This window comes from Paenibacillus sp. JNUCC-31, from assembly GCF_014844075.1.
GTDB lineage: Bacteria > Bacillota > Bacilli > Paenibacillales > Paenibacillaceae > Paenibacillus.
In genome coordinates this window covers 6,831,589-6,851,791 of the sequence record NZ_CP062165.1, presented here as the reverse complement: position 1 = coordinate 6,851,791, position 20,203 = coordinate 6,831,589, and the positions used below count along the sequence as shown (strand labels likewise).

The following is a 20,203-nucleotide window of genomic DNA, read 5'->3' as shown; positions in this document are numbered from 1 at the left end:
TGCTACGATCTCATGAGGAACTATAAGCATACTAAGAGAAAAAAGAGACAATCGTTAGAAAACGATTATCTCTCATCGGAATAATTGATGTTAAGAGGTTAAGTTAATGAAGTTGTTTAAACACAAGGATTTCCGAGTGTTTGAAGGCCTGTTTCTATATCTGGATAATGATGATTTGAGGGCGTGGCCACACGTTTGGTCACGCTAAACTAGGATACTCATGTTATGAGAGGCCCCGGGACGAAGGCTTAAAAAACATCATTCAACGTTTATTTCCACTCTGCAACATCGGCAATCGGCTTTCGTGTTGAAGGGCGGCCATCAGAATCTGCCTTACCGATGGATACCAGCATAACCGAAACGTAACGTTCCTTGTCCAATCCAAATATTTCAGCAATGTTCTCCTTATCATACCCACCCATGGCACAAGTGTCATAACCGTAAGAACGTGCAACCAGCATTAACTGCATAGCCACCAGTCCGCCATCGGTTAAGGCCACGTCTTTACGAAAATGATCCGGGCTATTGCTATAATGAATATTGATAGCCTCAAGGATATATTCACTCACAGATTCAGTCATTGACCCCTGTTTTACTTCTGCATTGAAAATTTCTGGCGCACTCGCAACATGCTCTAGGTCACCAAAAATTGCAATTACAGCAGATGAAGTTACTATCTGTTGTTCATTGTATTGTTGCCCATTGAATATGGCCAAAGGCAGCAATTTGGATTTAGCCTCTTCGCTTTCAATGACCAGGAAACGCCATGACTGCAAATTATAGGACGAGGGAGCCTTGGTCGCCTTGGTTAATATATCCTTCATTTCATCGCGGCTAATCTTAACAGAAGTATCGTATTTCTTAATCGCCCTACGTTCAAAAACAATTTTGTTGAAATCGTTTATCCGATTTCCATGCTCATGTAAATTCATGCTTCTATTCTCCTTTTTTGTTGGATCTATATTCGATTGCAGGAACATCATACCGCGAGAACTAAGGGTCAACTAGTACGGTGTTTATGCAACTATAAAAACTATCACCTTAACTTAACTCACACGAAATCCGATAAAACAAATGCATTCGTTATAAGATTCTGATACAATTTATTAAGCATAAATCATTGGAAAGGGGATGCGACTCTTGAATGACAAACTGCGGCGTAAGGAGCTTGCTGAATTTTTGAAAAACCGTCGCAACAGGACAAGACCAGAACAAGTTGGACTGAGTAACAACTCTAATTCTCATAGAAGAACTAAGGGCCTTCGCCGGGAGGAAGTGGCGGTTTTGTCCGGAATCTCAGTGTCTTGGTACACATCCCTTGAACAAGGGAGAGACGTGCGTATATCAGATAGTGTCATCGAAAGCTTGGCCCGTACTTTAAAGTTAAGTCGTGATGAAAGAGTTCATCTCAATGTCCTAGCGGATCGCAAGATCCCTCTGGAATTGGTTTCAGATGTGTCATATCTGCAAATATCCACCCCTGTGCTTCAACGCATCGTTGATCAATATGTACATCTGCCAGCCTACGCCATTGACGGTCAGTGGAATCTGTTAGTTTGGAATCAGACAGCCAGTGAAGTATTTGGATTGCAGTCTAACATGATGAAAAACTGTTCGGGAAATCTGATCTGGTTAATGTTCAACGACCCCGTTGTACGAGGCCGTTATGCGGACTGGGAAGACTCGGCCCGAAAGCTACTCGCAGCTTTTCGTTACACTTTTGCTCAGCGGATGGAAGATCCCTACATCATTGAAATTATTATGAAGCTTTTGGAAGTGAACGAAGACTTCAAAACGATTTGGGAACTCCATGACGTCCAGTGTTTTCGGGATGATAACCATTTTAAAATACAGCATCCCTCTGCAGGTGAAATTAATGTTCGTTCCAACACGTTTTATGCAGGCGAATACGACGATGTTACCCTCGTTTTGTATACACCTGAAGACGATATGGATGAGAAAAATTTGATAAATTTAGGAGCATTCAGGCCAATAAATTCATTGAACGAACCCCTGATTATTTGATGATACACTGTTTGACCAGCCATCGGAGATATTATTACCGAATTTAACGATACGGGAGAAGGCGAATTCGTCGTTTTTTTAAGAGAGATCACTGAAACGCGAGGGATTTCAGATTTGCTCGAAGAAATTAATGCCGTGGTGCAATTCATCGTAAGCCAAATAACCCGGTGAATAGAAAAAAGAGCAAAACTCATAAACTGAACTTTGCTCTATTGGCAGGCTTCTTGACGTTCATTCTCCAATGCTGCTACGATGCTTGTACAATATCTTTCATCTTAAAATAGGCATCGAATTCATCGTCGCTCAGGTTCGGGAGATTGCTTCTGACTTGCAATTTGTATGCTTCCCAAGCGGCTTGCAGGGAAGATTTCTCTGTATCCGTTGCAGATTCAAACTTATCCGAGTTGCCGGCGATGTTTAATTTTCTATCAAGCGCCCTCTTACCGAGCAATTTTTGCAATGCTTCCCCATAAGACACTTTGGAGACTTTGTCCATGACCTCTTTCGTATAAGCCGTTACATTGCTTTTGGTCAACTTGGTGTTTTTGGGGCTTATCTCGTTATTAATCTCTATCAGAGTATCCTTATAGGTATTTAGAAAGGTACGAGATACATCCCGGAAATCGTCGTCCTGCAGATTGGTAATCACAGAGCTGTCTTTTTCGTATTTGACTACATAAATACTTGTAACAAAGCGAATCAGATCATCATAAAAGCTGCCGATGCCGGAAGAATCCACATCGTTCAGACTGAACACCATTTAGTTAGTACTGTCGTTAAAAGTTCCCACATTCTGAATATGGGCGTCGCCTTGCGTGTAAGTAAGGATGTCCTTCTCATTCCAGCCTGGAATGACCGAATCCGGTGAAGGAATAAGACCCGCTGCCAGATCAGCCTTGAATAAGGAATGTGTACCACGCAGGAAGGTATATTCGTTCGCTCCCATGGCATCACTTCCATATTTATATTCTTTGGTGGCAGGGTCATTAAAACCTGTATTGTCCGCTGTGATGCTGTCTTCAACGGCATGCCCCATCCACGGGAACACCGGCGCTAAGATTGAGTTGGATCGTGGTATTCAAGTCCTTTGCACTGTTCATACGGATGCTCGAAGATGAGGAGTCCAATGTTGCTACAATTTTATTGGAAGGTGTGAATTGAGCTAAAGTTACGGTATTGCTTCCTTGATACACCGTTAAAGATTAGGCTGGTTTGTCTAATTGATCCCACGCACCAGGATGAATCTCAAATGTCAGAAGGCTGTCTGAAACCACATTCCCGGTACCGTCTCCAGTTATGGTCACTACGATCTAATCTCCATTCGCATTAGCTTCAGCAGTGAATCCTGCCGGGAGGCCCAGCATACTGAAATCATCGGATGTCCATAGTCCCTGCTTAACCCAACCCCCAAATGCATTCAACGTAATCTTGTTATGTACAGGATCTACGCTCGAAGCCGATTGCATCTCTAACCTCTGATTACTTTCCAGAATGACATAGGCGGAAGTTGTGCTTGAATTGCGAGCCTTCGCGCCTTTAACCTTCTCGAAGTCCTTTCCGTTATTCCGAGTGTCCCAGTTGTTTCCGCGATTTGGAAACGCAGCTGCAGTCGTGCTAATCTCCGGATTTAGCGGATCATACACCAAACGCTGCATGGTGCTCTGCTTGCCCGCTTCCGGGCCGGACTTCCCCAATAAGCGTCAGCACTATATCCAACAAAATCAATTACATATTCCTGTAAAACATCTGCCGTTGGATCGTTAGCTGTCAACAGTTGTGTCGTATTTAACAAAACCAGCTTGCCGCTGTTGTTGCCTAATTTGAATGAACCTTCAGTGGCATCCGGCTGTGGAAGCTGCTCTCCGACGTTGCCGTTGCTGCCAAGCGCAATCAGATAATAACCATATGCCGGAATCTGGGCAGTTGTTGTTCCTAGCTGAGCTACCTTCCAATTATTCTTTTGGGTATCCGCAAACTGTATCGACCAGTCGTTCAGCGAAACAGGTTAAAAATGGCTGATCACCACGTTTTTCGCCAAATTGCTGGTATTAAGGTTTTCTGATGCTGCACCATGTCCAATTCCTGCAAAAGTCCAGAATGATTGGAGAACCATTACTGCCACAAGAATCGTCGCTACCCAGCGTTGATTGATGTCTTTCAAGTTGTCTAACCCCTCTCCCATATAAAAGCACAGGCTAGTATATCAACCCAATGTAAGAGGACAGTTAAACCAAAAAATCATAATATTAAAATTGTAAAATCCTTGAATGCGTAAAAATCACAACAAATGTATAAAATGGATGATAATTAAAATAACAAATTTAAAGAGCCGCAACTGCTCGCGGCCCCTAGCTTGCTGGATGCGGAATCTGAATTCCTGCTACCCCTTAAGAAACATTTCCATACCATTTATACGTCATGGCGGACTTGCCTGGAATAGTGACAACGAAGCTTTGGCTGCCCCATTGGATTTTCACATTTTTCGATGAACTGGAAGAGTTGTAGGCAACTACCACTTTGGAACCGTCCGGATTTCGGAAAGCCACATTTTTGACTTCAGATCCGGTGTTGCTGTCAATGCGGTATGCATTGGGTACTACAAATTTACTAAAGTGACCCAGCAAATAATATTGTTTGTGATATGTCACATTATTCTCAGGAGCATCATTACGGTTGTCCGAGTTACGGATTGTAATCATGCCTTTGTTCGTGTTGTTCGGTGAAAGCAATGCTGGACCGTCTTTTTGATCCAGGGCAGTATTCCAGAGAATGATCGATTTGGACCAGTTTCTCGTAATATTAATGAACTCGTTCATCATATTATCGAAACCTGATGACGTACCATTCTGCGGATCATTCCAGTTGCCGAAACCACCCTCCGTGAACCAAATTTCCTTGTCCGGGTGACTGTTATGCATGGAGGTCATGGTCGATCCGTCCCCACTGTCATAATGGTGGAATGCGCTGCCAGATACGTAGCTGCCCTTGCCTGCATTCTTCAGATTCGTAATGACCTGGTTCGGGAAATTCCAGTCCAGAAAGTTATGGTCGAATGCAATAATCTTGGTGTTGATTCCGGCATTGCGAAGTGTTGGTCCAAGATAATCGCCGATAAAGCCCGTCTGATCCTGTACATTCATCCCCATGGAAGGATAATGGGATGGCTCGTACATGGGCTCGTTTTGCAACGTAACAGCATAGATGGGTACACCTTCAGCCTGGTAGGCTTCAATGTATTTTTTGAAATAATTTGCATATGTTCCGTAGTGTTCTGCTTTCAGTTTGCCGCCGTTCAGATGGTTGGAATATTTCATCCAGGCAGGCGCACTCCATGGGGAACCCATGACTTTGATATTGGGATTCTTAGCGATTGCCGCTTTGACCATGGGCAATATGTAAGCCTTGTCCCGGTCGATCGTGAATTGGCTGAGTGAAGTATCATTTGCTGTATCGGCATAGGTATAGGCGGCCCAGGCAAAATCAGAACTTCCGATCGGCTGTCTCAATAAGCTAAGCCCAATGCCTGTGTTGCCAAACAGCCTCTCCATCACTTCCGCGCGCATATTGTTATCCAGCTTGTAGTTCATGAGCCATGCGGAAGCATCCGTTAACGACACTCCAAAACCATCCATTTGCTGATACGTTTTGTTCTCATTTACCGTAATGGTAACATCGGCATTGCCTGAGTTGCTGCTGAAGTTTTTTGATGCAATCTTGGTGAGTCTCGCATCTGTTCTAAGCCCCACTGCCGGTTCGGAATTGGGGTCTGAAGTTGAAATCCATACTTCCACCTGTTCACCCGCTGCATGCGCAGTCTTAGGCACATATGAACTATATGAACCCACCGTTACCAGAAAAGTGGACAGCAACACTAACGCACTCTTTTTCCATATCTTCATCAACATATCTCCCTTTGAATGATTTTAATTTGAACAGCCAAATATCAAATTCTACAAAATGAAATCGATTTCATTTTCAAAATCAAAAATCCTGTTTTTTAAGTTCTTGCATGCGAAGTACGTACACCTCCTTTTTGAAGGATATCGGAGAAAGATATAGATCAAAATTTGTAAGCGCTAACAGAGATATTTATACACTTTATTGGAAAAAATTTCAACCGTTAAATTCAACTTTTTATTTAAAATTGTAGAGAATCCCTCTACAGGCCCGGATTTCTATACTCCTTTTGTTCCTCATTTCCCCTTGTTTACCATCATATAATACAAAAATGACGTACTCTGGAGGTATCCGTGGAATGGGCCATGTACTGGGCGCAATTGATGAGGAAATGAGTCGGATGACGACTTCCTTGCTTCACCAGCAACAACGAGACGGTTCGTGGCATTTTTGTTTTGAGAACGGTACGGTAATTGATGCTTATGTCATCATTCTCTTTCGGATATTGGATGTTCCGAATGAAGTGCTGATCCGGCAGTTGCATGATCGTATCCTTAACGAACAGCAACCGAATGGATGCTGGAAACTATACCCCGATGAAGAGGAAGGAAATTTATCTGCATCGGTTGAAGCCTACTACGCCCTGCTATACTCCGGGTACAGCCAGCGTACGGACGAGCCAATCCAAAGGGCCAAACGTTATATTCAGTCCAAAGGAGGGATCGGAAAAGTTACCAGCATTTTGACCAGAGCCATACTTGCCGCTACCGGACAAATGAAATGGCCCTTATCCATCTCGATGATCCCGCTGGAGATACTGATGTTTCCTACCTATTTTCCCATCAACTATTTTGAATTTTCCGGTTATTCCCGAGTTCACCTTACCCCCATGCTCATTATGGCAGACCTGCGCTTCTCCCTCACCATACCAAATGCTCCCGATCTGTCTGATCTGACCGACTTGCGAATGGTTGCAGATGAGTCAACTTCCCGAGAATATCAGGAAATGCAGGAGGGTATTCAAACCGGGAGAAGCAGACTCCTAGGCAACCCTCGCCACATTCACGACACTGCAAGAACCAAGGCGGAACAGTTCATGATAGAGCGGATTGAGTCTGATGGCACTTTATACAGTTATGCCAGTAGTACGATTCTGATGGTTTTTGCCTTATTGGCCCTAAAATACGATAAGCAGCATCCCCTGATTACAAAAGCCGTAACCGGACTCGCTGCCATGCAGTGCCGTTCTTCTGAAGGTAAAACGACGATTCAAAACTCTCCATCTACCGTGTGGGATACGGCCCTAATCACCTACGCATTGCAGGAGGCTTCCATTACCGATGACCATAAGGCTATTCAACGCGCGGCCTCCTATTTGATCTCCCATCAACAAGATAAAACAGCCGACTGGAGCATTCATAATTCGAATACAGTCCCTGGAGGATGGGGATTTTCGGAGTCGAATACGCTCAATCCAGATGTGGATGATACAACAGCAGCTTTACGGGCAATCCGAAGCTTGTCCACGACTATTCCAACATTTCAGAAATCCTGGAATCGCGGACTGAATTGGGTTCTGTCCATGCAAAATAAAGACGGCGGCTGGCCGGCATTCGAAAAAAATACGAACAAGGAAGTGCTCACCTGGCTCGCCATCGACGGTGCCAAATCGGCGGCTACAGACCCCTCGGAGCCCGATCTAACGGGACGTACCTTGGAGTATCTCGGAAATTTTGCCGGGCTGGATTCCAAGCACGAATTCATCCAACGGGCAGTAAAATGGATTGTTCGTAATCAGGAGAAGGACGGTTCATGGTACGGGAGATGGGGTGTATGTTATATCTACGGTACCTGGGCTGCATTAACAGGTTTGAGAGCTGTAGGGCTGCCTGAAAGCCATGATACAGTGCAAAAAGGATCCCAATGGCTCTTAAGCATTCAGAATTCCGACGGTGGATGGGGAGAATCCTGCCATAGTGACCGACTTCTACGCTATGTACCATTAGGGGAAAGCACTCCCTCCCAAACTGCTTGGGCGCTTGACGCCCTTATCGCTGTTCAACCCAAACCAACACCTGAGATGAATCAAGGCATCTTAAGGCTTATTGCATCCATAGGCGAAAACGATTGGAGAACCTCTTATCCAACTGGTGCCGGTCTGCCCGGCAACTTCTATTCCCATTATCACAGCTATACATATATTTGGCCTCTACTTACGCTAAGTCACTATAGAAAAAAATATGGGACATCTTAAAATCTTCCTTTGGAAATCACTGTCTTGCCGTATTTCAGATCCGAATCAATGTTCACCCTTTTACACCTCTACCTAACCTTATAAAGCAGGGAACTCCTTCGAGCTCCCTGCTTTTGTTTAGAAAAATTTATTGAATGATCAAATTAAACCCATTTTGAATCTGATTCACATTAGGGTTGGCAATGTTGCTGGTTGTCAGATTGTTAAACGTTGCCGAACCATTGCCGGTATAGGTGTAAATTGCTGCACCTTTATGCGGTGTTGTGAACCTTGATGTCTCAATTCCGTCCAGACCCGTACCATTAATATTGATGTTGTTAAACACAATGTTCTGGAAACCGCCGCCGTATCCGAATTGAACGGCGCTGCGCTGCGTATTGAGGATGTCAATATTGGTAAACGTGACGTTCTTGATGGAATCGTTGGAAGCTTCAAGATCAATGGCTCCACGTTCACCGTTGTACAGATCTTTGCTTGTGCCGCTGTTAATGATTGTTGTATCAGAGAACAGAATACCTGTGTTATTTTGGAAATGGTATCCAGGGAAAACGGTATTCATTCGAATGGCCGAACCGCCAACCGTGTCAACAATCAAGTTGTTGGTTGCCTTATGTCCGCTACCCCCAAAGAATGCAATGCCTGCTGCACGCCAGTTATTCTCAATCGTGTTGAACGAGAATGTGTTGTTCACCCCAGCAGGTGCACCATTCACATTGCTGGTCCATACGGCCAGACCATCATCACCATTGTTGCGGACACTGCTGTTGCGTACAGTCGAATTGCTCGTGCCTTGGGCAAAGTTGACACCGTCAGCAAGATTGTTCCGAATACGACTGTTCTCGATCACAAGACCATCGGCAATGATTGCAGGTGTGTGGGCGTAATCCCCTACCCAGAAACCACATTCAAAGTGCTCAACCCATACGTTGCTAACCTTTGAATTTTTGCCGAAATTGTCCATAAAACCTTTGTAGACTGCATTTTCGTTATAGCGTGAACGAAGCATGGAATTCATATAAATATTGCTGAAATCCAGCTTGCCCTGCACACGGAACGAAATCCCGCCAGAGGCTGCATTAGGGTTGGTAAACTGAATGTTCGTATGCCAGATACCTGCGCCCACAATTGTGAGGTTATCAATCATATTCGTTGGTGTTCCAATCTTCCACATATTGCCCAGATGGAACGTGCCCTCAGGGATATATAGAGTCTTGCCTGTGGATACCGCGGATTGGACTGCTGCTTCAAATGCGGCAAGATCGTCTTTTCCATCATTTGCAATCGCACCGAAATCGGTTACAGAGACGGCGTTAGCCGGGCGCGGGATCACAGCCTGAACGGGTTCGATTTCGAGGAAATCAACACCGTATTCCAGGTTATCTCCATTGTTTTTCTGAATCCGAATGGTGTCCCCGGCTTTTAGAGGTGTATCCAGTTTCCAGTGCACTTCATCAAAACGGAACAACGGACGTCCCGCACTTGGCGCATCCCCCGGATGATCACTGGAGAAGTACTGCCAGTTGTAGTAGGAGGTCAAGGAAATCGTTTTGGCTTTGGACCCGTTAACATAGACGTCAAGTGCGCCGTTAAGACCCATGCCATCTGTGGAATCCGGCATCGTGAAGCGCATGGTTACCCCTGCGCCTCCCTCCCCTTGTCTAACCGTCCATTGTGCATAGGAACCGTTGGAAGGAAGAGCGATATAGCGCTGGCCAGAGGCTTCCGAAGCCGTCAGAGCCTGATCAAAGGTCGGTGCGGATTTCAGTGTGGCACTGCCGCCGCGCGTAGCATCATCCGTATCATACCGGGTATAAGGCATGCTTGCCCCTCGGGCAGAATATACGTTTAGACCTGTTGTAATGACGTTATTCGTTTGTTTTACCGGGGCTTCATTATTATCCACTGCAACGGTAGTTGTCACATTATAATTACCGGTTGAAGCAGTCCAGGTACCGACACTGACATTGACCGAAGCTCCTGGTGCCAATGTACCGTTATAGGAACCACTATACGTCTGAATGGTTGCTCCGGCAGCGTTCTTGAGAACCACTGTAACTCCGTGCACACCGCCTGCGGAGGCCATGTTCCCTTGATTTTTCAAATTAACCGTAAATGTTACTGTACTGTTTGCTGTAGGGGTTCCAGGACTCCAAGAGACCGTGCCTACCAGATCAGAACTTGTAATTGGTGCAACCACCAAAGAAGAGGTGTGTGTGTAACTGTTGTTTCCTTCATTCTCTTCGATGATCTGGTTATTCTCATCTACCTTGGCACTGAGCGTATATGATGCAGCTGCTTTATTACCTGCATTAAGCGAGACCGTTGTCGAAGCCCCTGCTTGCAAAGCAGCTACTGGGGAGGAACCCGCCAGTTCATTGTTTAGATAGAAGATGACGCTAGAAGCTGGAGAAGCGGCAGAACCAATATTTTTGACGATGGCATTAAGGGTGACGGCATTGTTCTCCACTGGAGACGATGGAGACCAGGACATACCTGTAATCGTCAGATCAGGATTAGGTGCAGGTGTGCCGAATACCTGAAATTCAGCAATTTGCCCTGCAGGAGCGCCCGAGTTCGTGGTAATGTTCAGTTGCAGACGTTTAACCGTTGCTGTAACGGGAATGGTCACTGTGTTACCTGAAGCCGGGTTGAATGTATACGATTGGGCGGAAACCAGATTGCTAAAGGTTGTTGTGTCCTGATTATGTCCAAGCACTTGAATGGTCTGTGTACGAGTGCTCCAAATGGAGTCAGGGTTCAGCTTCAGTACAATGGATGTTATCTTATGATTCGAGCCGAGATCCAGCGTTAGTGAGCTTGGATTGCTGCCTCCTTCCCAGTACGAATTGATATTGTTATCGTTTGCGTTCGCAGCTACGAAGTTTAAGGTGCTGGACGATGCAGTAATCGACTTACCGATGGCGATGTTGCTCCCCTCTGCAGGAGTTGGGGGATCTACAGGATCGGGGTCAGGCAGCGTTGGTCCCTCACTACCTGGGCCGTAAATTTCAAATGTCGACAGTTGAGCTGCCGGCCACTCGGAATTGCCCGTTACGCTTAAGCGAACGTACCTTGTCTCGACAGCAGGAAAATCGATGGTCACCGAGTTCTCCCCAACCGAAGGATTAAATACATAATCCGCAGAACCTACGATATCTGTGAACGATGAACCGTTCGTGCTGCCTTGCACGGTTATCGTTTGGGTTCTCTTTTCCCACACTGTCGGAATCTTCAATACGATTTGGTCAATGTTGGTGTTGGTGCCAAGATCCACTTGAATCCATTGGGGGAACTCATTATTAGTACTTTCCCAATAGGTCGCTTGGTTGCTGTCAATCACATTGGTCGGACTGTATGTTTGGTTGTACCCGCTCGCGGTAACCTGTTTGCCCTGTGCCAAGTCCGGTCTTTCGGCTGCTGATACAGGAGATGGAAATCCGACAGTCAGGAATACGTTCGAGATCAGCATTGTTAATACAAGTGACCACACCATGTACTTGTTGCGCAAATTCAATTCCTCCTCAGGATATTAGCAAAATGGTTATTCAATGAAAATGGACGGTTGATCTGCCTCATTCTTTCGCTGCGCCGATCATCACCCCCTTATTAAAATACTTCTGAATAAACCAATAGACACACACCTGTCCATTAGTCACAGCGGAAGAATCACTTAACGACGTTATGACTGAGATAGATCGGGTAATTGACTGCAATTATGCAAAAATAGCATAGGATACAACACGGCTTACGCAGCCGTAATGCGTGATCGCCACTTAACTTGGGGAGTTTATTGGAGAACGATCTGCCGCCCTGCTTTGATTTGTAATTTCTGGTATATATTTAGTATAAACCGCTTCCAATTCTCCTTATCGGACCCCTAGAGACGGTATTCGGACTTCTGATGTTCCTTATTGGATGTTAACGAGCAACTTGAATGCCTGCGGTCAGAAAGTACATCGTTATCCAGACTTTCCTGTGTGTATTCCGGACTTTTGAACCAAAAGAGGAAAATATTTATATTTTTCAAAAACGATGATTTTATACTCTTCCTGTCGTGTTCATTCTGTCTCTGTTGATCAGCAGCTAACGAACAACAAAAAGCACGCATTGATTCACTAAGGGTCAATGCGTGCTTTTTGGCAATTCAGCGACTCGTTACGATAAATTAGAGTATTCGTCTGGCCTGGCTGAGTTTGAAGACACGCCTAGTTCAGGCCAAAACCACAAACGAGCACGAAGCCGACCAGGGACAATACAATAGAGCCGATCAGCCCAGCCAAGAAAGGTTTTTTGCCAAGTCTGCTGAAGGTTGCCAGATCCACACCGAGTCCAAGTCCGGCCATCGCCATTGCCAGCAGCATATAGGCAAGGATTAGAAGATCGGAGATCATTTTCTCCGGAATAATGCCCAAGGTATTTACTCCGCTCATGACCAGAAAGCCAAATATGAACCAGGGTATTGGCAATTCACGCCACCGGATTCCATGAAATGACTTCCCTCCATCACGTGACTCACGCCCGCTCCACAAGCCGATAAACAGTGCAACGGGAACAAGCATTGCGACTCTCGTCAGCTTCACAAGAACAGCCATGTCTATCGCTGCTTGACCTCCGGGTGCAGCTGCAGCAATAACATGCGCCACTTCATGCAGCGTGGCCCCTGTAAACACGCCATATCCTTTCATGCTTAAGCCCAATACCGGGTACAGGAATGTATAGACAAGTGTGAACATTGTACCCAATATAGCTACTGTCGCAGCACTAACTGCGGTTTCCTCGTCTTTTGCCTTGATTTGTGGAGCAATTGCGACCACAGCGGCTGCACCACAGATTGCCGTTCCACATGCGGTCAGCAGTCCGAGGCGCTTATCGATTTTGAACCATTTGCATAATCCATAAACAACAATAATCGTAATAACAACATTGATAGCAGCTAGCGCCACAACTTTATATCCTGCATGGACAATATCCAGGAGATTCAGCTTCAACCCCAGCAAAATGATGCCGAACCGGAGCAGTCTTTTTCCAGAAAAGGATATCCCCGATTGAAACTTCAGGGGAACGCCGCGCGTCCCCCGGTACAGGAGGCCGAGCATAATCGCTATAACCAGTTGACCCATAATATTCAAAAACGGGAGATACCCTAGTAATTTGGCGATAACAGAAAGCAATAACGTCAGTCCAACTCCCTGAAAAAATCCGAAGTTCCCCACTTTTTTAATGTTCTTCCCCGATTTCGATCGTGTCTGCAAAATCATATGGCTGCACTTCCTCGACAGATAATGTATACCCTCACTATAGAAGGATAAAGGAAGGAAGTGAAATACGAGTTTGCGATCTTTACCATTACCAAAACTTATGATTAATCAAATCAACTGTGCTAAAATGAGCCTAAATAGCTTTCTAACTTAAAAATCCACGATATGAATGAGGAATTATAATGATTACTGATGCACTAAAGGTATTCGTGACCGTTGTGGAACAACGCCATTTCTCCAAGGCCGCAGCACTGCTGAACCTCTCTCAACCGGGAGTCAGCCTTCATATCAAAAATCTGGAGAATGAGCTGGGAGCAAAGCTTCTACATCGTTCGCCCAAACAGGTATCCCTTACCGAAGCGGGAACCATTCTTTACAAACATGCCAAGGTGATTCAGACACGTTATGAGGAAGCCCGGCAGGAAATACAGATGTTGCAAAATGAGGTCACAGGTAATATCCAGATCGGGGCCAGCTTCACCATCGGAGAATATATCTTGCCTCAGAGACTCGCTGAATTTGCGGCTCAGTATCCTCTGGTTAACATGCAGGTCACAATCGGCAATACCCAGGAGGTGCTGGCTGCGGTAAAAGGGAACCAATTAGACATCGGATTTGTGGAGGGTACAGCACAGGCATCGGCAGAACTTGACGTTATTCCTTACATGAAAGATGAGATGATCGTGGTAGCTCCTTCCGGTCATCCCCTCTCCGGTTCTGTTGTGGTTGAACAGCATATGCTTCGGGATCAGGTCTGGGTGCTCCGCGAGATGGGTTCAGGGACACGCGCTTTTAGCGATCAATTCATGGAGGAAACGTGCATTCTGCCCAAGCGCTCCTATGTTTTCACCAGCAGTCAGGGTGTGAAGGAAGCTGTCGCCGCCGGACTCGGAATCGCCATGGTATCCAGATGGATTGTCCATAAGGAGTTGGCAACCGGGGAGGTCGCAGAACTGCGCCTCCGGCAGCTCCATCTGGAACGAAGCTTCTCTATCATTCACAACAAGGAACATTCCCGTTCCATGGCACTGGAAGTTTTCTTGCAGAAGCTTCTTTTCGTCAAAAAAGAGGGTTGAAGGCTATCCGCCTTCAACCCTCTGTCTTCTCTTCCGTTTCAGAACTCAATTATTCTTTTACCGATCCTACAACAATTCCAGTCACAAAGTACTTTTGCAACAGCGGATAAATCAGCAGCAGCGGAATGACAGCTACTACGATTTTGGCTGCGTTCAGATTTTTGTTCGAAATTTCAGTCAGATTGCTGAGCTGCGCCGAGTTGGTTCCGGCTTGAAGAAGTTCGGCGATATTTACATTAAGCGACTGAATATAGGTCATCAGTGGATAGTTGCTGACTTTGGTCATATAGATCAGTCCACTAAAGAAGTCATTCCACGTGCCTACAATACTGAACAGGGATACCGTCGCCAGTGCCGGAATAGACACGGGAACATACACTTTGAACAGAACCTGCAATGCGTTCGCCCCGTCAATGAAAGCCGCTTCTTCGAGCGCTTTCGGTACGGCGGCGAAGAAGTTCATCACAAGGATGACACTGAATATCGGGACAGCACCTGGCAGTACAAGCGACCAAATCGTATTGAGCATATCCAGGTTTTTAATCAGCAGATAGCTGGGGATCATCCCCCCACTGAACAGCATGGCAAAAATCATGACATTCATATAAATATTTCTGCCCTTAAATTCCCTTTTCGACTTGGACAGTGGATAAGCCATCAAAACAATAAGAATCATGTTGAGCACAAGGGATAGAACCACACGTAGAACGGAAATGCCAAAGGACCGCCAGAACTGCGCATCATCAATAATTTTCATGTAAGCCGCTGTTGTAAAATTGACGGGTAACAGACCTACGCTATTCGCCGAGACGGCCTCGCTGCTGCTGAATGAAATCGCAACGATATTCCATAATGGAAGGAGGCAGATCAGGGCCAGCAATATAACGATGGCGTAGATGACAAACCGGCCCATTCGGTCTTTCAGACTTGCGGAATAAGACACAAGTTTCGCCTCCTTAGAATATTTTTCTGTCGGTGTATTTTTTGGCCAGTTGGTTGGCGGACAACAATAAAACAATACCAATCACTGACTTGAACAACCCAACAGCTGTACCAAAACTATACTGTCTGCCAACGAGACCAATCCGGTATACATAGGTATCCAGAATATCTCCCGACTCATAGACAACCGGGTTATACAGATTGTAGATTTGATCGAAGCCTGCGCTCAAGATATTGGTCAGACTCATAACCCCCATGAGCAGGATAATAGGCAGCATCCCCGGCAGCGTAATATGCCATACTTTTCTCCACCAGCTTGCTCCATCCATTCCTGCCGCTTCATACAGACCCGGATCAATGGAGGTAATTGCAGCCAAATATACGATGGAACTATAACCGAATTCCTTCCAGACATCCGTCCCAATAATCAACGGCTGGAACCAGGTATTGCTTCCGAGAAAATTAATATTTTGCAAGCCGAAAAAGGCCAAAATCTGATTTATACTTCCATCCAGGCTGAACATGTTAACCACCACGGAGGCCAGAACGACCCAGGATAGAAAGTGAGGCAGATATACAATCGTCTGCACGGATTTTTTAACAAATTTAAAGCGGATCTCGTTTAATAAAATGGAAAAAATGATGGCCATCAGGGTGCCTAATAGAATCTTGGCGATGGCAATCACCAACGTATTGCTGATCACTTGGCCGATGTCCGGCAGTTTGAACATATAAATAAAATGCTTGAGCCCAACAAATTCAGAGCCAAACATACCTTTTGCTGGTACATAATCCTGAAACGCCGTAATGACACCAACCATCGGAATGTAGCTGAATACCAGCAAAAATAAAATGCCCGGCAGCATCATCATATGATACATGGCACCCGTGCCCAATCGGTTTCTTGCTTTAACATTTTCCTGTTTCATGGATGAACCCCTTTCCTGAAGAAAGGCTGCTTATCGCAGCCTGTCAGCAGTGTTAGCAATATTATTTTTGAGTTTTGGTTTCAGCTTCAATCTCCTGAATCACCTGGTCGCCGCCTTGTTTCTTCCAGTTGCTGACGAACGTTTCGAAGTAATCCAGCGGTTCCGCACCCGTTATGATTTTGATGAACGATTCCTGTTCCATTTTGGTCAGGTTAGCCCACGTCTGTTTCATGCTTGGTGTAGTTCCGGAGAACGCTGGTGTCATCCAGTTGAATTTGCCTTCCTGCGTCAGCTTGTCGATCAGCCCCACTCCGTTCATACGCGAGTGGTATTTCGACCAGGCTGTTACATCATCCGTATCCTGGTCTTTCAAGTATGTTTGGATACTGCCAATATTGTTCTTCGATTCCGTTGTCCGAACCTGATCGAGACCAATCTCGCCTTTAATTCCCCGAACGACGTCGGAGTAATCATCCAGCAGCGATGTAGCCGAGTTGACTTCAATGTTAAACGGTCTGGTGGAGCCGTCTACGCCGCTCTCCAAATATTTGGCTGCCTCTGGCATGGAGGTTGCCACGTCTTTGTCATTAGCCAATTTATCGTAGAACAGGTTAATAATTTTAATGGCCAGTTCAGGGTGTTCATATCCTTTTCTTACAACGATAAACTGCCCGGATGGATTGGCGTGTGCCACGTTTACCTTGCCATCTTCATCTTCCAGCGTGTAAGCCGTGAATTTTGCGTGTTTATCCATCTGCTTGACACTGCTCAGTCCCCAGTCTGGGATGTGCCAAGGTCCAAAAGCAATCCCGCTCTGACCGTTGGTGTAAAGTGCAGTGATATCGTCAAATGTACGGGTTCCAAATTGCGGGTCAATGATGCCTCTTTTGTACCAGTCGGCCATAACGCCTAGCATCTGTTTGGTTTCCGCTGTAGTCGAACCATAAACGATGCTGCCATCCTCGCCATTCATCCAATATTGAGGAAACGCGCCTTTGGTAGAAGCGACGCCCAGCATAGTATAGGCAGATCCGTTATAGTCTGTCGTATTCAGGGTATTTACAAAGGGAATACCCACCGGTTTTCCGGTTTGCCCAGGATCTTTTTTCAGGAACTCTTCCGCTGTTTTCTCTACATCTTCCAGCTTGATGGCACCGTCTCCGTCAGCATCGAGTTTGATTCCCAGCACATCCAGCCAATCCTGCCGAACCCATACCATGGTTGGGGCGGAATCCAGCGAAGTCGCCGGAAGCCCCATCAGACGTCCATCAATCGTGGCATTGTCCAGTGCGCGGCCATCATAGGAGTCGTAAATCTGCTTGATATTATCCGTAGCATATTGTTTGTACACTTCCGTCATATCTTCAATTAAATCGTTATCAACCAGTTCTTTGAGCTCATCCTTGGAATCCACACGCATCATGTCAGGAAGTTCCCCGGAAGCGATTGCAAGAGAAACTTGACGACTGTAATCTTCACCATTGGCCTCAAATTGGTCCTTAATTTGTGCGTTAAATGCTTCTTTCACCAGACGTGTATACGCATTGTTCTCGTATGTATCTCCTGCCGGCAATTTTGGGTTCGCCGTCGTAACACGTCCCATCGTTACCGTCACTTCGTCTTTATAGGCACTGAACGGGTCTCCAGGTGTCACCTCATATTGGCCCGCATCCTCAGCAGTCGGCGGATTGGAGGCCCCCCCACATGCTGCAAGGACGGAAACCATCAAGGCGGACATGGACAGCACAGCCAATCGTTTCGTCAACTGTTTGCTTTTTATTGACCACTTATTTCTCATCAAATTCAACTCCCCTTTTGTTCTGATATTTCTCTATCATGTTGTTTGCGCTTTCATTATAAATCCTGTAGAAGCCTTATTGAGATAGGGATTAAACGCTTGTTTGGATAGAGAAATGTATACAGATTCCACCCAGATCTACGAATAACCCTGAGGTTGTGAACATTTATCCTACCTACCGACTTACATTTGTCTATCCTCGTTAATAAAAAAGGGTGCACGGCGAATATGGCACACAGAAAAACCGGCAAACTCCTCAGACAGAAGTCTACCGGCTATGAAGATCGAATTCAGTAAACGTGTGGAATTCAGTGTACATAGGTTAGCACTTCAGTGCTGCTTCTGGGATGCAATCACTTCAGCAGTCACTTGGTCGCCACCCTGTTCCGTCCACTCCTGTACAAATTGATCGAATGAATCGATCGGCGCAGCGCCTAGAATAATTTTTAAGAATGTATCATGTTCCAGCTTGGACAGTTTAACCCACGACCTCTCCACTGCTGGCGTACGCTTGTAGGTAAGGCTTCGAACTTTAAGGATATTCGGATCAAAGAAGTTTCTTCCGCCGACAAGGAGCGAATAACCACGCATAAAGTTCTCGTTGTGCTGATCCCAATACGAAATGCCAAGTTGATCATAAGGCTTTAGTTTGGTTTGTTTGATCGTCGAAACCATATTTTCCAGCAGCTTGTATTCGGACTGGTCCTTGAAATCGGCTGGTGTTTTGGTTCCTGCGAGAATCTCCTGCACGGCTTTGGATTCATATCGGGCTTCATCTGCCGGGGCAAAGAAATTGCGGCTCAGCATAAAACTGGTGCCATACTTGAACTCATCACGGAGGTACAGATTGTTTATTTTAATGATCGCATCCGGATGAGCATACCCCTTTCGAACCACCAGGAAAGAACTTGAGGGATTATCCACCTTGACACGATAGGCTCCGTTTGCATCCAGCGGGAGCGCGTAAGCCTGCCAGTTCGCCTTGGGATCATTCAGCCACGCGCTTGGGAGCGGCCAGTAGCCCGCAAAGAAACCTTGGAAGAACATCCCCGCCTGTCCGCTAATGACGGTTTCCTCTGGCTCTTTGCGGATGCCCAGATCCGGGTCAAGGAGACCTTTGGCATACATATCACGAAGCTTGACCAAGGCGTTCCTTGTCTCTGGTAGAATTGAACCGTATACAGGTTTCCCATCTTTCTCGAGCCAATATCCGGGGAAAGACCCATAAGCCGAGAAGATCGGTGTTAGATCAAAAGCAAAAGCGCTGCTGCTGAAATCGTTAAACAGACTCGTACTTGAGGCAAGCCCAATCGTATCCCGTTTCCCGTTCCCATCCGGGTCTCTCTCCACAAAGGCCTTCGCGATAGCTTCCAAATCGTCCACTGTTTTCGGTGGTTTTAATCCAAGACGATCCAGCCAGTCCTGCCTGATCCAAAGCATGCTGAAATCCTCCGCCGTCACAGACGGAACAGCCATCATTTTCCCTTCAAAGGTCACTTGTTCCAGAGCCAATCCATTGGTGCTGTCGATAATTTTCTTCATCTCGGGTGAAGCGCTGCTTGCATATGCCTTGGTCAGATCTTCAATTTCTCCCGCTTTGACCATCTCATTTAACTGAACCTGATTAACGATCATCGCATCGGGTAAATCATTGCTGGCGATAGCCAGGTCGGTTTTCTGTCCAAAATTCTCCTTGGATACCTGCCACATGACCTCAACATCAATATTGAGGTTTTGCTTAATTACCGTTTTCCACATATTCTTTTCTAATGTCTCTCCTTCGGAGAGATCCGTACCTGTGGGGTCAACCACATATCCCAACCGGATGGAAACGGGATTTTCATATTTACCGAATGGCTTGGTGGCAGCTGTGTCAGGAGCGGTTGTCGTTTGTACAATTGGCGATTCCCGAAAGTATGAAATACTGAAAAATACGATACCTGCAATCAAGCTGACGACAACAACACTCGCAGCCATCTTCTTGATCATCTCTTTCCCTTCTTTCATCCGGATTCTCAGTTGGG

General features: G+C 45.9%; 13 protein-coding genes and 1 pseudogene. 3 read left to right on the top strand and 11 right to left on the bottom strand.

Annotation, left to right across the window (positions count from 1 at the left end; genetic code table 11):
• Nucleotides 1-269: 269 nt before the first annotated feature.
• On the bottom strand, nt 270-932 hold the full coding sequence (locus tag JNUCC31_RS30095) for a nitroreductase family protein (RefSeq protein WP_192266972.1): 663 nt from the start codon (nt 930-932) through the stop codon (nt 270-272).
• A 208-nt stretch (nt 933-1,140) separates the two neighbouring features.
• Here JNUCC31_RS30095 and JNUCC31_RS30090 point away from each other — a divergent pair, with 208 nt between their 5' ends.
• Complete coding sequence (locus JNUCC31_RS30090; RefSeq protein WP_192266971.1) at nt 1,141-2,025, top strand: helix-turn-helix transcriptional regulator; 885 nt, start codon at nt 1,141-1,143, stop codon at nt 2,023-2,025.
• Nucleotides 2,026-2,272: 247 nt separating this feature from the next.
• Here JNUCC31_RS30090 and JNUCC31_RS30085 read toward each other — a convergent pair.
• The 4 genes and pseudogenes from JNUCC31_RS30085 to JNUCC31_RS30060 form a co-directional block, all read right to left on the bottom strand.
• Nucleotides 2,273-2,971: pseudogene (locus JNUCC31_RS30085) on the bottom strand (DUF2252 family protein).
• A gap of 364 nt (nt 2,972-3,335) precedes the next feature.
• Nucleotides 3,336-3,719 (bottom strand): hypothetical protein, encoded by a 384-nt coding sequence (locus JNUCC31_RS30070; protein ID WP_192266967.1) that lies wholly within the window; start codon nt 3,717-3,719, stop codon nt 3,336-3,338.
• Between the two features lie 311 nt (nt 3,720-4,030).
• Entirely contained in the window at nt 4,031-4,186 is a 156-nt protein-coding gene (locus JNUCC31_RS30065) for a hypothetical protein (RefSeq protein WP_192266966.1), read from the bottom strand.
• 226 nt (nt 4,187-4,412) lie between these two features.
• The gene (locus JNUCC31_RS30060; RefSeq protein ID WP_192266965.1) at nt 4,413-5,924 is read right to left on the bottom strand and encodes a glycoside hydrolase family 30 protein; all 1,512 of its coding nucleotides are present in this window, start codon (nt 5,922-5,924) and stop codon (nt 4,413-4,415) included.
• Between the two features lie 356 nt (nt 5,925-6,280).
• Here JNUCC31_RS30060 and shc point away from each other — a divergent pair, with 356 nt between their 5' ends.
• Nucleotides 6,281-8,176, top strand: a complete 1,896-nt coding sequence (shc, locus tag JNUCC31_RS30055) for a squalene--hopene cyclase (RefSeq protein ID WP_192266964.1) — start codon at nt 6,281-6,283, stop codon at nt 8,174-8,176.
• Nucleotides 8,177-8,303: 127 nt separating this feature from the next.
• Here shc and JNUCC31_RS30050 read toward each other — a convergent pair whose 3' ends face one another.
• Both JNUCC31_RS30050 and JNUCC31_RS30045 read right to left on the bottom strand, forming a co-directional pair.
• Nucleotides 8,304-11,645: a discoidin domain-containing protein gene (locus tag JNUCC31_RS30050; RefSeq protein ID WP_416234471.1), complete on the bottom strand. Its 3,342-nt coding sequence runs from the start codon at nt 11,643-11,645 to the stop codon at nt 8,304-8,306.
• A 736-nt stretch (nt 11,646-12,381) separates the two neighbouring features.
• Nucleotides 12,382-13,434, bottom strand: coding sequence for a YeiH family protein (locus tag JNUCC31_RS30045; RefSeq protein WP_192266962.1), 1,053 nt, complete (start codon nt 13,432-13,434; stop codon nt 12,382-12,384).
• 182 nt (nt 13,435-13,616) lie between these two features.
• Here JNUCC31_RS30045 and JNUCC31_RS30040 point away from each other — a divergent pair, with 182 nt between their 5' ends.
• Nucleotides 13,617-14,510 carry a LysR family transcriptional regulator gene (locus tag JNUCC31_RS30040; protein WP_192266961.1) on the top strand — a complete coding sequence of 298 codons (894 nt, stop codon included), beginning with the start codon at nt 13,617-13,619 and terminating at the stop codon, nt 14,508-14,510.
• A 49-nt stretch (nt 14,511-14,559) separates the two neighbouring features.
• Here the strand turns inward: JNUCC31_RS30040 and JNUCC31_RS30035 are convergent, their stop codons facing one another.
• The 4 genes from JNUCC31_RS30035 to JNUCC31_RS30020 form a co-directional block, all read right to left on the bottom strand.
• Nucleotides 14,560-15,453, bottom strand: coding sequence for a carbohydrate ABC transporter permease (locus JNUCC31_RS30035; protein WP_192266960.1), 894 nt, complete (start codon nt 15,451-15,453; stop codon nt 14,560-14,562).
• Nucleotides 15,454-15,466: 13 nt separating this feature from the next.
• Complete coding sequence (locus JNUCC31_RS30030; protein WP_192266959.1) at nt 15,467-16,381, bottom strand: ABC transporter permease; 915 nt, start codon at nt 16,379-16,381, stop codon at nt 15,467-15,469.
• 61 nt (nt 16,382-16,442) lie between these two features.
• The gene (locus JNUCC31_RS30025) at nt 16,443-18,179 is read right to left on the bottom strand and encodes a type 2 periplasmic-binding domain-containing protein (RefSeq protein WP_192266958.1); all 1,737 of its coding nucleotides are present in this window, start codon (nt 18,177-18,179) and stop codon (nt 16,443-16,445) included.
• Between the two features lie 330 nt (nt 18,180-18,509).
• Nucleotides 18,510-20,186: an extracellular solute-binding protein gene (locus JNUCC31_RS30020; protein WP_228469313.1), complete on the bottom strand. Its 1,677-nt coding sequence runs from the start codon at nt 20,184-20,186 to the stop codon at nt 18,510-18,512.
• Nucleotides 20,187-20,203 lie beyond the last annotated feature (17 nt).